The organism is Paraburkholderia dioscoreae, from assembly GCF_902459535.1.
GTDB lineage: Bacteria > Pseudomonadota > Gammaproteobacteria > Burkholderiales > Burkholderiaceae > Paraburkholderia > Paraburkholderia dioscoreae.
The window spans coordinates 1,909,307-1,924,551 of the sequence record NZ_LR699554.1; the positions used below are offsets into that span (position 1 = coordinate 1,909,307).

Consider the following 15,245-nt stretch of genomic DNA (forward strand, 5'->3'; position numbering starts at 1 on the left):
CGCCTGGACGAGGTGTTGGAAAGGTAAAAACGCGCGCAAGGCGGGAGTGCGCCGGATAAAAGGGTTGCATGTGAACAACAGGCATCTGAAGCTCGCCGGGCCATCGTGTGAATGGCGGGCGAGCGATTTTGCCGCCCGTGTATCCGGCTTGCGAGTCCGGCGGTGGCGCCGGACTCGCCGTCATCAGATCAGGAACCCGACCTGCAAGACTCAGTTGAAATCGCCGGTCTCGAGTTCCACGGACTGCCCGCCATTCTTTTCGAGAACTCGCCGCGTAGCGTTTTCAATCCGCGTGCGATTCGCCTCGAAGGTATTGACGAGGTTGTGGGCCGACGGACCGTCGTTGCCGAAATGGTCGTTCAGCGCGTCCAGCGACACGCTGCACCAGACGTCTGCCCCGTCGACACTGGCTTCGAAGGCGACGCGTGCCGCAGCGACCACTTCGCGGCGCCCGGTGAATTCGATCCTCATGATGACCCTCCATTTGTCGAAAGAAAGCTTCAAACGCGCAAGCGCTGTGCCAAGGCGGCGAGGCTTTCGCGGACCGCCGGGCTTCAGCGCGCATTCCCGGCAGGGTGCATACTCGACACCGGCCGCCCTCGTACGGCCGTGCTGATGCGTCGCGGCGTGCCCGCCCACGGCCGCGCTACCCGACGTGCCTTACATCCTATTACCAACTCCTCGCTCATGTCCCGCAACCCGCAATCGTCGCGTCCTCTAGTCATTGCCGCCGTCATGGCGTCCATGGCGATGGTCGCCATCGAAGCCACCATCGTTTCCACCGCCATGCCCCAGATCGTCGCGCAACTCGGCGACCTGCATCTGTATAGCTGGGTCTTTTCGTCGTTCCTGCTCACGCAGACCGCGATGACCGTGGTTTTTGGCAAACTCGCCGATCTGTATGGCCGCAAGCCGGTCATGCTGGCCGGCATTGCGATCTTTCTGATCGGCTCGGTGCTGGCGGGCTTCGCCTGGTCGATGCCGGCAATGATCGCCTTCCGGCTGATCCAGGGCGTCGGCGCGGGTGCGATCCAGCCGGTCACGCTGACCATCGTCGCCGATCTCTATCCGGCCCACGAACGCGGCAAGGTGCAAGGCTACCTCGCGAGCGTATGGGCCATTTCGGCGGTGGTAGGTCCGATGGTCGGCGGCTTCATCATTCACAACATGTCGTGGGCATGGATCTTCTGGATGAACGTGCCGATCGGGCTCGCCTCCGCGGCGGGCTTCATCGCGTTCCTGCGCGAATCGGAACGGCATGCGCGCCCGTCGATCGATTTCGGCGGCGCGACGCTCTTCATGGCCGCGATCGCCGCGCTCATGATGGCGCTGACCTATGCGGGCGACGACGAGGTCGCGCGAGCGTTGCTCGCGGGCGGCGCGTTCGTGTTGTGCATGGTGGCATTCGTCTGGCAGGAGCGCCGCGCGGCCGAGCCGATGATCTCCTTCGCGCTCTGGAGCCGCCGGCCGATTGCCGCCTGCAATGGCGCGACCTTGCTGGCCGGCATGATCCTGATGGGCGCCACCACGTTTCTGCCGATGTACGTGCAGGGCGTGCTGCATCGCTCGCCGGTGATCGCCGGCCTGGCGCTGACCATGATGATGGTGGGCTGGCCGGCCGGCGCCACGTTCGCGGCGAAGTCGTTCCACCGCTTCGGCTTGCGGCGCATTCTGATCGGCGGCAGCGCGTTCATTCCGGTCGGCGCGGTGCTGTTGCTGTTTCTGTCGCCCGGCGGCTCGCCGCTCGTCGCCGCGGTTGGTTCGCTCATCATGGGCTTCGGCATGGGCACTTCGAGCATCAGTTCGCTGGTGCTGATTCAGGAAATCGTCAGAATGGACGAACGCGGCAGCGCCACCGCGTCGAATCTTTTCTCGCGCAATCTCGGCAGCACCCTGGGCGCGACGCTGTTCGGCGCGGTGCTCAATTTCGGACTCAGCCACTCGAAGGGCGTCGCCGTGGTCACGTCGGATCAGTTGAGGGCGTTGCTGCAGAATCAGGCCGCCAGTCTCGGCGACAGCGAAGTGATCCGCATGGTGCTGCATCAGTCGCTGCATCTGACCTTTCTCTCGATCTTCGTCATCGGCATCTTCGCGGTCGTGCTGATGGCGCTCGTGCCCGCGATCAGCATCGGGACCGGGCAGAAAATGCCGCTCGAAACGTTGTCGCCGATCGAGGACTGACAGGGACGGCGGGCACGGCGGCTCACGGCTCCAGCGCATTCCCGTCCGGATCGGATGCGTGACCCGGCGCCGAAGCGGGCAGGCAGTCGTCAGCCCGCCTCGCCTTGCGCCGTCAGCAACTCTATGCCGTCCAGTTGCGCCGCACAGGTATCGCGCACGATCGTGACGAAATCGTCGAAATAAGGCCGGCTCGCGAAACCTTTCGCGGCCACTGCGTACAACTCGCTCCATAGCCCCTGCGTGCCGACCCGTTTGGCCAGCACGTAATCGTGATCGACGTAGTTCTTCACGCCCCAGTTCGGCAGCGCCGCGATTCCGCGGCGACTCGCCACCAGTTGCATGACGGCGATGGTCAGTTCCGCCGTGCGCCGTTCGAGTTTGATGCCGGCCGGCTCCAGCACCTCGCGGATCAGATCGATGCGCGCCTCGGGCACCGGATAGGTGATCAGCGTCTCGTCGCGCAGATCGTCCGCCGCCACGCGGCGCTTGTTGCGCAGCCGGTGCTCGTTGGCCATCACCACCAGAATCTCGAAGCGGAACAGCGGCGCGATATGCAGGTTGCGCCGCTTGGCCGGTTTCGAGCCGATCACCACGTCGGCCTTGCCGTCGCTCAGCAAACGCAGCGGGTCCGCGTGGAAACCGGCGACGAGATCCACTTCGACTTCCGGCCAGCGGCGGCGGAACTCGTCCATGACCGGCATCAGCCAGTCGAAGCAGGTGTGGCATTCCAGCACGATGCGCAACTCACCGCGCGTGTCGCCCTTCAGCCGCACGAGATCGCGCTCCGCCGCGCTCACCGCCGCGATCGTCTCGCGGCCGAGCGCCAGCAGCCGCTCGCCGGCGGCCGTGAAGCGCAGACCCTGTCTGGTGCGCTCGAAGAGCGACACCTCGTAGTGCGCCTCGATGTCGCGAATCTGGTGCGACAGCGCGGACTGGCTCAGATGCACGCGCTCGGCGGCGGCCACCAGCTTGCCCGAATCGGCAATGGCGATCAGCGAACGCAAGTGGCGAAGCTCAAGCATGGAATGGCCTCGCGTTGAACGCACAAGTGTGAATATGAATCTGGCTCATACATTGGTGAAAACATGTCGCTTGATGAATCATAGCGCGACTTCCACACTGGGCGCCAATTCATACAACGCACAACAGGACTTCACATGGCCCGCACGCACATTCCCGGCTTTCCACGCATCGGCGCGCAGCGCGAACTGAAATTCGCGCAGGAATCGTTCTGGCGCGGCGAATCCGATGAGCAGCATCTGCGTGGCGTCGCGCGCGAATTGCGCGCCCGCCATTGGCAATTGCAGCAGGACGCCGGGCTGGATTTCGTCACCGTCGGCGATTTCGCCTACTACGACCAGATGCTCAATCTGAGCGCGCTGCTCGGCGCATTGCCGCAGCGTTTCGGCTTCGAACCGAAGACGCTGACGCTCGCCCGGTACTACGAACTCGCGCGTGGCAACGCGGCGCAGCCGGCAATGGAAATGACCAAATGGTTCGACACCAACTACCACTACCTCGTCCCCGAACTGGGACCGCAGACGAGTTTCGACGGCGGCGTCGAGTGGCTGTTCGAGGAGATCGACGAAGCGCTCGCGCTGAATCTGCCGGTCAAGCCGGTGCTGATCGGGCCGATCACTTACCTGTGGCTGTCCAAGAGCCATGTCGCCGGCTTCGACCGTTTGTCGTTGCTGCCGAATCTCGTGATCCGCTACAGCCGTCTGCTGGACAAGCTCAAGCAGCGCGGCATCGAATGGGTGCAGCTCGACGAGCCGGCTTTGTGCGTCGATCTGCCTGCGCAATGGCTCGAAGCTTTTTCCGCCGCGTATGACGTGCTCGGCATGTCGGGCGTGAAGGTGCTGCTCGCCACGTACTTCGAAAGCGCAGCGGAACACGCGCCGCGTGTGGCCGCGCTGCCCGTTGCCGGTGTGCATCTCGACCTCGTGCGCGCCCCGCAACAGCTCGACGCATGGCGCGCGGCGTTGCCTGCGCACGCGGTGCTGTCGGCCGGCGTGATCGACGGCCGCAATATCTGGCGCGCGGATCTCGGCGGGATCGTCGAATCGTTGCAGAGCTTGCAGGCCGAATTCGGCGAGCGCTTGTGGATCGCGCCGTCGTGCTCGCTGCTGCATGTGCCGGTCTCGCTCGACGCGGAGAAAAAACTCGACGCCGATCTGAAATCCTGGCTCGCGTTCGCCACCGAAAAACTCGCTGAAGTCGCCACGCTCGCCCTCGCCTTGCGCGATCCCGTCGCGGCCGAACCGGCGCTCGCTGCCGCCGACCGCGCGCTCGAAGTACGCCGCCACTCCAGCGCGGTGGTCAACGCGCTCGTGCAAAAACGCGTGGCCGCGGTAAGCAGCGCGATGGCGGAACGGCAAAGCCCGTTTGCCGAACGCAACCGTCTGCAGCGCGAAACGCTCGGCCTGCCGCTCCTGCCGACCACCACGATCGGTTCGTTCCCGCAAACGGCGGCGATCCGCCAGGCGCGCGCCGCCTACAAACGTGGCGAACTGCGCGCGCTCGACTATCTGCAGCGCATGCGCGCCGAGATCGAAATCGCCGTGCGCAAACAGGAAGAGCTGGGGCTCGACGTGCTGGTGCATGGCGAAGCCGAACGCAACGACATGGTCGAATATTTCGGCGAACAGTTGTGGGGCTATGCGTTCACGGAAAACGGCTGGGTGCAGAGCTACGGCTCGCGTTGCGTAAAACCGCCGATCATCTACGGCGATGTCTACCGTCCCGAACCGATGACGGTCGAGACCACGCGTTACGCGCAATCGCTCACGCAGCGTCTGATGAAAGGCATGCTGACCGGGCCGGTGACGATGCTGCAATGGTCGTTCGTGCGCGACGACCAGCCGCGCGCCACCACCGCGCTGCAACTCGCGCTCGCGATCCGCGACGAGGTCGTGGATCTGGAAAAGGCCGGCATTCGCATCATCCAGATCGACGAACCGGCTTTCCGCGAAGGCTTGCCGCTGCGTCGCGCGGACTGGCCCGCGTATCTGGAATGGGCCACGCGCGCGTTCCGCATTTCGGCAGCGGGCGTCGCCGATCAAACGCAGATTCATACGCACATGTGTTATTCGGAGTTCAACGACATTCTGCCGTCGATCGCTGCGATGGATGCCGACGTGATCACCATCGAGACCTCGCGCTCGGCGATGGAACTGCTCGACGGCTTCGGCGCCTTCGCGTATCCGAACGAAATCGGCCCGGGTGTCTACGATATCCACTCGCCGCGCGTGCCGGACGCGGACGCGATGCAACGTCTGCTGGAACGCGCGTGCGAAGTGATTCCGGCCGAGCGCCTGTGGGTCAATCCGGATTGCGGGTTGAAGACGCGCGGCTGGCCGGAAACGGAGGCAGCGCTCGCGAACATGGTGCGGGCCGCGAGAGCATTGCGCGCGAAGCTGGCGGCGAGGCAGCCGGCTGAAGTGACTGCGTGATGTGATGGGCCATTGAGCCGGCGTTGAAAATCCATTTGCGCGTGGCGTGGCGTTGGCGTGGCGTCGGCGTGGCGCCACGCGCATGGGCTTTGCGCCGCGTGCAGGTTCAGTCTTTCGCGTACAGCGTCGAATCCGCGAAACCTTCGGCGGCGAGCACCTGCCCGACCAGAATCAGCGCGGTCCGCTCGATGGAACTGGACTGCACCTTGCTGACGATATCGTCGAGCGTGCCGGTAATCTTCTCCTCGTCCGGCCAGCTCGCGCGATAGATCACCGCGATCGGACAGACGCCGCCGTAATGCGGCCGCAATTCATCGACAATGCGCGCAAGATGCCGCACGCCGAGGTGAATCGCCATCGTCGCGCGATGACGCGCGAGGTCGGCGAGCTGTTCGCCTTCGGGCATGCTGGTCTTGCTCGCGAAGCGCGTGAGAATCAGCGTCTGCGAGATATCGGGCAGCGTGAGCTCGCAACCCAGCGCCGCCGCGCAGGCCGCAGTGGCGGTAACGCCCGGCACGATCTCGTAGGGAATCTTCAGCTCGCGCAGTCTGCGGATCTGTTCGCCGATCGCGCCATACAAGGACGGATCGCCGGAATGCACGCGCGCCACGTCCTGCCCTTTGACGTGCGCGGCCTCGAGCAACGCGATGATCTGATCGAGATCGAGCTCGGCGGTATTCACCACTTGCGCGGCCGCATGACCTTCGAGCACCGCGGCCGGCACGAGGGAACCCGCGTACAGGATCACCGGGCAACTGCGCACGAGGCGCTGCCCTTTCACCGTGATCAGTTCCGGATCGCCAGGACCGGCGCCGATAAAAAACACCGTCATTTAATACTCCATGATTCGTTGGGACGGCGTAGCACGCGCACGCGATTCGGGCGCACGCTCAATCTGCCGCTTGCAGCGCTTCGAGCAGGTCGGCGACACGTTCAAATTCCCGATCTGCCGCCGGCAGCTCAGGACGGCGCAGCATCACGACCGGCAAACCGCGTTCACGCGCGACTTCGAGTTTTGCTTCGGTCGCGTTGCCGCCGCTGTTTTTACTGACCACCACGTCGAAGGCTTGCAAGGCGAACAGCGCGCGCTCGCCTTCGAGCGTGAACGGCCCGCGCGCCGCGAGAATCCGTGCACGCGGCGTGTCTTCGTGTGCATCGAGACAACGCACGGTCCAGAACTGATGCGGCGGAATCTCGTCGAGATGCGCGAGCGGTTCGCGGCCGAGCGTGAAAAGCGGCTTTCTGAACGGCGCAAGCGCATCCGTGAGCTCGGTCCAGTCGCCGACCATGCGCCAATCGTCGCCGTCTTGCGGCTGCCAGGCCGGGCGGCGCAGCGCCCAATACGGCACACGCGCCGCGCGGCTCGCTTGCGCCGCATTCGCGCTGATTTGCGCGGCATACGGATGCGTCGCATCGAGCACGAGTCCAATGTCTTCTCCTTCGATGTAGCGCGCCATGCCCTCGCTGCCGCCAAAGCCCCCCACGCGCACCGAGCACGCCAGATCGTCCGGCACCTTGCCGAGGCCGGCGAGACTGTACACGTGCTCAGCGCCGAGCTGCCGCGCAATCCGCAATGCGTCGCCGGTGCCGCCGAGCAGCAGAATCCGCTTCATTTTCATTGCGCGGCTCCGATCAGCAAGCCTTGGCGGTCGATCGCGAACATTTCCACGTTCACCTGTGGCGGCACGATAGCGCGCGCCACCGCCAGCGCATGCCGGCAGACGATATCGCCGAGGGGCACCTGTTGCGCACGCGCCAACGCAACCGCCTGCTGACTCGTATTGGCCGCGCGGATCGCCGCCTGAAGCGCGGTGTCGGCGCCGTATCCGGCCGCCCATTGCGCGAGCTGTTCGAGATCGATGCTCGAATTGCGGCTGTGCAGGTCGAGATGCCCCGCCGCCAGCTTGCTGAGTTTGCCGAAGCCGCCGCATATGCTCAGACGCTCGACCGGCGCGCGCTTCATATGCTTGAGCACCGCACCGACGAAGTCGCCCATTTCGATCAGCGCGATATCCGGCAGGCCGTAATGCGCACGCATTGCGTCTTCACTGGCGTTGCCGGTGCAGGCGGCCAGATGCGTGTAGCCGTTCGCGCGCGCGACGTCGATACCCTGATGGATCGACGCGATATACGCCGAGCACGAGAACGGCCGCACGATGCCGGTGGTGCCGAGAATCGACAGGCCGCCGAGAATGCCGAGGCGCGGGTTCATGGTTTTCAGCGCGAGCGCTTCGCCGCCTTCCACGCCGATCGTCACTTCGAATCCGCCGCCATACGCATGCTCGGCCGCGAGTTCGGCGAGGTGTTCGGTCATCATTCGGCGCGGTACCGGGTTGATCGCCGGTTCGCCAACCGGCAGCGTGAGTCCCGCGCGTGTCACCGTGCCGACGCCCGGCCCCGCGCGAAACGTCACACCCGGCACGGCGACGAGGCGCACGCGGGCGAATACCACCGCGCCGTGCGTGACGTCGGGATCGTCGCCGGCGTCCTTGATGGTGCCGGCTTCGGCGCTGCTATTGCTGCCGTTGTCGTTGTCGACCAGGCGGCAGAAGACCAGGCGCATCGGCACATGCTGGCCCTTGGGCAACACGATCTCCGCGACTTCGCTGGCCACCCCCGTGAGCAACAGACGCGCCGCCGCCAACGACGTCGCGGTGGCGCAACTGCCGGTCGTGTAGCCGCTACGCAGCGGCGCGGGTTGTTCGGGCGTTTCTTCGCGCATCAGGGTTCGTGCGGTGAGTCGGCAACGGCGGGGTTCGTGACACGCGCGGCAGCCGTGACACTCGTGCCGTTCGTGCCGTCAAGGGCTCCAGCAACATGCGCGGCCGAGTCTTCGGCCGGCTTCGTCACATCCAGCAGCGTGATCGGCAACGCCTGCCGCCACGTGTCGAAACCGCCGAGCGGTTGTGCATCGGCGAGCGCGATCCGCGTCAACGTACCGCCGTGCCGCTCGCGCCATGCGGCCAGCGCCGCTTCGCCTTGCAGCGTGACCGCGTTGGCAACCAGTCGCCCGCCCTCGCGCAGACTTGCCCAGCACACCTCCAGCACGCCCGGCACCGTCGCGCCGCCGCCGATGAACACCGCATCCGGCACCGGCAACCCCTGCAGCGCAGCCGGCGCGCGGCCCGCGACCAGTTGCAGACCCGGCACACCCAACGCATCGCGATTGTGTTCGATGAAACGCTGACGCTCGGCGTGTCCTTCAATAGCGATCGCGCGGCAAGTCGGATGCGCGCGCATCCACTCGATGCCGATCGAGCCGCTGCCCGCGCCCACGTCCCACAGCAGTTCGCCGGGCGCCGGCGCGAGGCGCGCAAGCGTGATCGCGCGCACATCGCGTTTGGTCAGTTGGCCGTCGTGGCGAAAGGCGTCGTCGGGCAAACCGCAGGTCAGCGGCAAACGTGGCGCGCCTTCGGTGGCGCGGCAATCGAGGGCGACCAGATTCAGCGCGGCCACCTCACCCGCCGACCACTGATCCGCGCGGCCGTCGATGCGCCGCTCCAACTCGCCGCCCAGATGTTCCAGCACGCTCATGCGGGTCGCTCCGAATCCGCGTGCGTTCAGCAATTCCGCGAGCGCCGCGGGCGTGTGCCCGTCCGCGCTCAACACGAACACGCGCGCGCCGTCGTGCAGATGCGCGTTCAGCGTGGGCAACGGGCGGCCCACCAGCGACACCGTCGCGACGTCCTGCAACGGCCAGCCGAGGCGCGCGGCCGCCAGCGACAACGACGACGGCGCGGGCAGCACCCGCAACTCTCCCGCCGGCAATTGCCGCGCGAGCGTCGCGCCCACGCCGAACAGCATCGGGTCGCCGCTCGCCAGCACGCACACCGCGCCGTTGCGCTCGGCCAGCAAAGGCGCAAGATCGAACGGACGCGGCCACGCGGCACGGCGCGCGGCGAGCCGCGCGGGCAACATCGCCAGATGGCGTTCGCCACCGTACACCACCGATGCTTCCAGCAAAGCACGCCGCGCGCGCCGCCCCAAGCCGGCGAAGCCGTCGTCGCCAATGCCCACCACCGTCAGCCAGGCCGGCATGCATCCATCCTCATTCTGTGTCTTCAAATAATGCGCTGTGCCGCGCCGATCAAAGCGCCCAGCCTCGTTGTGCTGTTCGAAAAAAGGCATAATACAGCCGCCGGTGCCCTTCGGGGCCGAAGAGGGAACACAGTGCCACTGTGGCTGCCCCCGCAACTGTATGCAGCGAGTCCGCCTGCGCTTCACGCCACTGGTTCGACCGGGAAGGCCGCAGCGGACCATGACCTGCCAGCCAGGAGACCTGCCGGCGAGACTGTTCGTGCCAGCCTACATCGGGCGGGGTGTACCGATGCCGCAGCCATGCCCGCCTCACGGCATGCTCGGGCCGTCGCGCGACGCTAAACCGGTGTCCGTCTTGAATCAAGCAACGCCCTCCACCGTTTTGTCCGACGCGGCCCCAACGCCGCGGCCTTCGGCGTGTCCGGGGCTGCTGCGCATCGTCGCCGCGCGCGACGGCGGGATTTGCCGCATCAAACTGCCCGGCGGTGAGTTGAGCACGGCGCAGGCGCGGGCAATCGCCGAGGCCAGCGCACGGCATGCGGCCGGGGTGATCGAGCTGACCAATCGTGCGAATGTGCAGGTGCGCGGGGTGAAGCGTGGCGAGGAAGCGGCGTTGATCGCGGCGCTCGTCGGTGCCGGTCTCGGGCCGACGTCGATCGCAGCCGACGACGTGCGCAACGTGATGATCAGCCCCGCCGCCGGACGCGATCCATCCGCCCTGCTCGACACCCGCCCGCTGTGCGCCGCTCTACTCGCGATGCTGCAAAGCGAAGCGCGTTTCGCGGCGCTATCGCCGAAATTCGCACTGCTGCTGGACGGTGGCGAACGGCTCGCGAGAGTAGATCATCCGCACGATCTCTGGCTGGCGGCGTCGCGAGAAGCGGACGGCGTGCGCTTCGTATTCGGCCTGGCAGGTTGTCCGCCTGCGAGTGCGAGTGCGGCTGCGTTTGCCGGCTCGCCAACGCAAAGCGAGTGCATCACGACGGCAGAGTCCCACGCAAACGGCACAGGCCCGTTAGCCGCGATACTCCCCTCGCAAGCTCCGGCTCTGGTACGCGCACTGCTGCTCACGTTCCTCGACCTCGCCGCAGCGGACGCCACACGCATGCGTCATCTGCTAACCCTGCATTCCGCCGACACCCTATTGCATCACGCTCAACAGTATGTCGATTTCCCGCTGACGCGAAACGTGTCGCCAGCCAACTGGCATCGCAGCACGCCAGCCGACGCCGGCCTGCGCCTCGGCGCTCACGCTCAACGTCAACCGGGAACCTGGCACGTAGGCGGCCAACCCGCTTCAGGCCGCCTCGACGCCGACACCCTGCACGCCCTCGCCGCGCTTTCGCAGCAGCACGGCGACGGCACGCTGCGCGTCACACCGTGGCAAAGCGTGCTGCTGCCCGATATCGCAACGCACGCCGTCCCGCCTGTGCTGTCCAGCCTGAACGCGCTCGATCTCGCCTGCGATTCCGCGCAAGCCATCACCCGTCTGATCGCGTGCGCGGGATCGAGCGGCTGCGCGAAAAGCCTCGCCGACACCAAGACCGACGCGCTGCGCCTCGCCCGACGCCTGCCGGCCGGCGTCGACGTGCATCTGAGCGGCTGCGCGCGCTCGTGCGCCGCCGCGCATTGCGCGCCGTACACGCTGCTGGCCGCGGCGCCCGGCCTTTACGACCTTTATCGACGCGATCGACACGACGGCCGGCCCGGTTTCGGCCAATGCGTCGCGCGCCAACTGACGATCGACCAGGCTGCCGACATGCTCGACCGCCTGGCCCGGAGTAACACCAATGCTTGATTACATTCGCGACGGTCAGGAGATCTATCGCCAATCTTTCGCGACGATCCGCGCGGAAGCCGACCTGTCGCGCATTCCCCCCGACCTCGAAAAACTCGCGGTGCGCGTGATCCACGCGTGCGGCATGGTCGATGTGATCGACGCTCTGCGGTTCTCCGAAGGCGCGGGCGCGGCCGGCCGCTCGGCGCTCGCGCAAGGTGCGCCGATCCTATGCGATGCCGGCATGGTCGCGCAGGGCATCACGCGTGCCCGGCTGCCGGCGAACAACGAAGTCATCTGCACGCTCGCGCATCGGGACGTGCCGTCGCTCGCGCGCGAACTCGGCAATACGCGCTCCGCGGCCGCGCTCGAATTGTGGCGGCCGCATCTGGCGGGCAGCGTCGTCGTGATCGGCAATGCGCCGACCGCACTGTTTCATCTCCTCGATATGCTGGACGCCGGTGCGCCCAAGCCGGCGTTGATACTCGGCTTTCCCGTGGGCTTTGTCGGCGCCGCCGAATCGAAAGCCATGCTTGCCGAAGATAGCCGCGGCGTGCCCTACGTGGTGGTACATGGCCGGCGCGGCGGCAGCGCGATGGCGGCGGCCGCCGTGAACGCGCTCGCAACGGAGGTCGAATAAATGACGGCGCAAGGACGTTTGTTCGGACTCGGCGTCGGCCCCGGCGATCCGGAACTCATCACGCTGAAAGCGCTGCGTTTGCTGAAGTCGGCAGCGGTCGTCGCGTACTTCGTCGCGAAGGGCAAGAAAGGCAACGCGTTCAGCATTATCGAGGCGCATTTGCACGACGCGCAGCAGCATCTGCCGCTCGTCTATCCCGTCACCACTGAAGCGCTCGAACCGCCGCTTTCATACGAAGCGATCATCGCCGATTTCTACGACACTGCGGCGGAAGTCGTCGCCGCTCACCTCGACGCGGGCCGCGACGTCGCCGTGATCTGCGAAGGCGATCCGTTCTTCTACGGTTCGTACATGTATCTGCACGACCGGCTTGCGGCGCGCTACGAGAGCGAAGTCGTGCCCGGCGTGTGCGCGATGCTCGGCGGCGCCGCGGTGCTCGGTTCGCCGCTCGTGTATCGCAATCAGAGTTTGTCGGTGCTCTCGGGCGTCCTGCCCGAAGACGAATTGCGCCGGCGCCTGGCCGATGCCGACGCCGCCGTCGTGATGAAGCTCGGCCGCAACTTCGACAAGGTGCGGCGCGTGCTGGGCGAGCTCGGCCTCGCGGACCGCGCGCTCTATGTCGAACGCGCGACGATGGGCAATCAGCGCATCGTGCCGCTCGCTGATGTGGATCCGATGGCGTCGCCGTATTTTTCGTTGCTTGTCGTGCCGGGGCAAAAATGGCAAGGATGACCGCGCCCGCGATCGTAATTCTTGGCGCGGGCGCGTTGGCGACGGCGCGTCGCATTCAGGCGCTGTATGCGGATAGCCAGGTGCATGCGTTGCAGGGACGCGTTGAGGCCGATGCGCCGTACCGCGAACTCGGCGCGCATTTGCGGGAGCTGTATGCGCGCGGCACGCCGATCGTCGCGTTGTGCGCGACGGGCATCGTGATTCGCTGTGTCGCGCCGTCGTTGTCGAACAAGGGCGTCGAGCCGCCGGTGCTGGCCGTCGCCGAAGACGGCAGCGCAGTCGTGCCGCTGCTCGGCGGTCTTGCCGGTGTCAACGTGATGGCGCGAGAGATTGCCGCAATGCTGGCCGTGCCGCCCGCCATCACGACGAGCGGCGAATTGCGTTTCGGCACCTGCGTGCTCAATCCGCCCGACGGTTATACGCTCGCCGATATCGGGCAAGGCAAACGCTTCGTGTCGGATCTGCTGGCTGGCGAAAGCACGCGTGTCGAAGGCGAAGCGCCGTGGCTCGACGGCGCGCAACTGCCGCGCTCCGCGTCGGCGCGTCTGGCGATTCGCGTGACGCCGCGTGTGTGGGACGGACGCGAGGATGAGCTGGTGATTCATCCACGCAGCGTGGTGGCAGCGGTGACGGGTGCCGGTGCCGGTGCTGGTGCTGGTGCTGGTGCTGGTGCCGGTGCCGGTGCTGGTGCTGGTGCTGGTGCTGGTGCTGGTGCTGGTGCGCAGATTGTGGCCCGCGTACGCGACGCACTGGACGCGCATGGCCTCGCGCCGCTTTCGCTCGCGGCATTGCTCGCTTCCTCTGAACACATGGCCGATCCGGCGCTTGCCGAAGCCGCCGCGAATCTGAAAGTGCCGCTGCGCTTCGCGCCGACGCGTCCCGAAGATGGCGAACCGCCGGCTGATCTGCTGCATGCCGCGCTGCGCATTCCATACGAGACGCTGCATAACGATGCGACGGCTGGCGTCGCGCTGGCATTGGCACCGCTCGCCGTCGATCCGGACACGATCGGCCGTGCGCGCGGACGTCTGACCGTGATCGGCCTCGGCCCCGGCAGCGCCGATCTGATGGTGCCTGCCGCGCGCACGGCGCTGAACCTCGCCACCGATATCCTCGGCTACGACACCTACGTGAAAATGGCCGGCCCGTTGCGCGCCGACCAGCGCGTGCATGGCACGGACAATCGCGAGGAACTGCAGCGCGCGCGGCACGCGTTCGAACTGGCGAGCGAAGGACGCGCCGTGGTGATGGTGTCCTCAGGCGATCCCGGCGTTTTCGCGATGGCGGCGGCGGTGCTCGAAGTGTTAGAGGCATCGCAGAACACGGACTGGGCAGCGGTTGAACTGGAAATCGTGCCCGGCGTATCGGCGGCGATGGCGACGGCGGCGCAAGCGGGTGCGCCGTTGGGTCATGATTTCTGCATGCTGTCGCTATCCGACAATCTGAAGCCTTGGGCGATCATCGAAAAGCGCCTTAGGCATGCGGCCGAAGCGGACCTGGTGATGGCGTTCTATAACCCGATTTCGCGCGCGCGCCCCTGGCAACTGGATAAAGCGCTGGACATTGTGCGGGAATATCGGGGTGCGCAGACGCAGGTGGTGCTGGGCCGGGACATTGGCCGGCCCGGCAACACGCTGCGGACGATCACGCTGGGCGAATTGCGCTCGTCCGATGTGGATATGCGCACGATGGTGATCGTGGGGTCGTCCACGACGCGGCGGTTCGGCAATGGGGATGAAGGGGGTGAGTGGGTTTATACGCCGCGGTGGTATGAGTGAGTGGGTGTGGGTTACGAGGTTTTCTTCCGCAGCGATCTGCACACGACGACGCAGGTCAAAAAGATAAGCGTGGCGACAAACAGCGTTGTTATGACCCAATAAAGTTCGATAGCGAAATACGTCATATCGTCATCGGGACCTGATCCACTGCCTTGGTCTGTCACTGATCGATAGGATCCGATGACGGCTTTGACAGGCATGGGGATATCGACTGTATATCTCGCGAACAGAAGCGAAAGGTACCAGCCAAGATCACAACTGACGACAAATGCAAGTAACGACATAACAAGCGTTACCAACACAGGTAACCTGGGACTCGGTTCACCGGTTGTCCTTGCGCTGAGATAGCGGGACAGCCACCGTTTGAATCCAAGCAGTGCGAGCGCAAAAATCAGGGTGACGATCAACCAGTGGAGCAGCAACGCAAGCACTGCCATATCGTCAGGATTGTCCAGATATTCAGTACCGGTGCAGGATAGCCAGAATCGGATAAAGGCTTCCACGTTCTCTGGCATTCCCATTGGGAGCATGTCGATAAGATACGTCGAGCGCCAACCTTCAATCGCCGATACCACTATCAAAGCGGTGTAAATCGAGATGCTGATGATCAGGCGCTTGTTCATTTCACATCAACGGTTCCATCGCCT

13 protein-coding genes and 1 riboswitch are annotated in these 15,245 nt (G+C 65.6%); of the genes, 6 read left to right on the top strand and 7 right to left on the bottom strand.

Annotated elements, in window-relative coordinates:
* Nucleotides 1-210 precede the first annotated feature (210 nt).
* Nucleotides 211-471: a DUF1488 family protein gene (locus tag PDMSB3_RS28770; protein ID WP_007177432.1), complete on the bottom strand. Its 261-nt coding sequence runs from the start codon at nt 469-471 to the stop codon at nt 211-213.
* A gap of 216 nt (nt 472-687) precedes the next feature.
* Between PDMSB3_RS28770 and PDMSB3_RS28775 the strand changes: the two genes are divergently transcribed.
* Entirely contained in the window at nt 688-2,181 is a 1,494-nt protein-coding gene (locus tag PDMSB3_RS28775) for an MDR family MFS transporter (RefSeq protein ID WP_165188475.1), read from the top strand.
* 89 nt (nt 2,182-2,270) lie between these two features.
* On the opposite strand, the gene PDMSB3_RS28780 is transcribed toward PDMSB3_RS28775, so the two are convergent.
* Nucleotides 2,271-3,203 carry a LysR family transcriptional regulator gene (locus PDMSB3_RS28780; protein ID WP_007177434.1) on the bottom strand — a complete coding sequence of 311 codons (933 nt, stop codon included), beginning with the start codon at nt 3,201-3,203 and terminating at the stop codon, nt 2,271-2,273.
* 135 nt (nt 3,204-3,338) lie between these two features.
* On the opposite strand from PDMSB3_RS28780, the gene metE reads away from it, so the two are divergent.
* Entirely contained in the window at nt 3,339-5,633 is a 2,295-nt protein-coding gene (metE, locus tag PDMSB3_RS28785) for a 5-methyltetrahydropteroyltriglutamate--homocysteine S-methyltransferase (protein WP_007177435.1), read from the top strand.
* Between the two features lie 106 nt (nt 5,634-5,739).
* On the opposite strand, the gene cobM is transcribed toward metE, so the two are convergent.
* From cobM to PDMSB3_RS28805, 4 genes are read right to left on the bottom strand one after another with little or no spacing between them, the layout of a single operon-like run.
* Nucleotides 5,740-6,465: a precorrin-4 C(11)-methyltransferase gene (gene cobM / locus PDMSB3_RS28790; protein WP_007177436.1), complete on the bottom strand. Its 726-nt coding sequence runs from the start codon at nt 6,463-6,465 to the stop codon at nt 5,740-5,742.
* Between the two features lie 58 nt (nt 6,466-6,523).
* A complete protein-coding gene (locus tag PDMSB3_RS28795; RefSeq protein WP_197740308.1) occupies nt 6,524-7,246 on the bottom strand; it encodes a cobalt-precorrin-6A reductase in 723 nt (240 codons plus the stop codon).
* 2 nt (nt 7,247-7,248) lie between these two features.
* Nucleotides 7,249-8,355 carry a cobalt-precorrin-5B (C(1))-methyltransferase gene (locus tag PDMSB3_RS28800; protein ID WP_007177438.1) on the bottom strand — a complete coding sequence of 369 codons (1,107 nt, stop codon included), beginning with the start codon at nt 8,353-8,355 and terminating at the stop codon, nt 7,249-7,251.
* The gene (locus tag PDMSB3_RS28805) at nt 8,355-9,671 is read right to left on the bottom strand and encodes a bifunctional cobalt-precorrin-7 (C(5))-methyltransferase/cobalt-precorrin-6B (C(15))-methyltransferase (RefSeq protein WP_007177439.1); all 1,317 of its coding nucleotides are present in this window, start codon (nt 9,669-9,671) and stop codon (nt 8,355-8,357) included. Before PDMSB3_RS28805 ends, PDMSB3_RS28800 begins: the two co-directional genes overlap by 1 nt.
* 84 nt (nt 9,672-9,755) lie before the next feature.
* Nucleotides 9,756-9,934, top strand: a riboswitch (cobalamin riboswitch).
* Between the two features lie 53 nt (nt 9,935-9,987).
* Here PDMSB3_RS28805 and cobG point away from each other — a divergent pair.
* Genes cobG through cobJ form a run of 4 tightly spaced genes read left to right on the top strand, consistent with a single transcriptional unit; the run spans nt 9,988 to nt 14,598 of the window.
* On the top strand, nt 9,988-11,469 hold the full coding sequence (gene cobG / locus PDMSB3_RS28810) for a precorrin-3B synthase (RefSeq protein WP_407670656.1): 1,482 nt from the start codon (nt 9,988-9,990) through the stop codon (nt 11,467-11,469).
* A complete protein-coding gene (locus PDMSB3_RS28815) occupies nt 11,462-12,088 on the top strand; it encodes a precorrin-8X methylmutase (protein WP_165188479.1) in 627 nt (208 codons plus the stop codon). The genes cobG and PDMSB3_RS28815 overlap by 8 nt, the downstream gene beginning before the upstream one ends.
* Complete coding sequence (locus PDMSB3_RS28820) at nt 12,089-12,820, top strand: precorrin-2 C(20)-methyltransferase (RefSeq protein WP_165188481.1); 732 nt, start codon at nt 12,089-12,091, stop codon at nt 12,818-12,820.
* Nucleotides 12,817-14,598, top strand: coding sequence for a precorrin-3B C(17)-methyltransferase (cobJ, locus tag PDMSB3_RS28825; protein WP_197740309.1), 1,782 nt, complete (start codon nt 12,817-12,819; stop codon nt 14,596-14,598). The genes PDMSB3_RS28820 and cobJ overlap by 4 nt, the downstream gene beginning before the upstream one ends.
* Nucleotides 14,599-14,609: 11 nt before the next feature.
* On the opposite strand, the gene PDMSB3_RS28830 is transcribed toward cobJ, so the two are convergent.
* Nucleotides 14,610-15,221, bottom strand: coding sequence for a hypothetical protein (locus PDMSB3_RS28830; RefSeq protein WP_007177444.1), 612 nt, complete (start codon nt 15,219-15,221; stop codon nt 14,610-14,612).
* Nucleotides 15,222-15,245 lie beyond the last annotated feature (24 nt).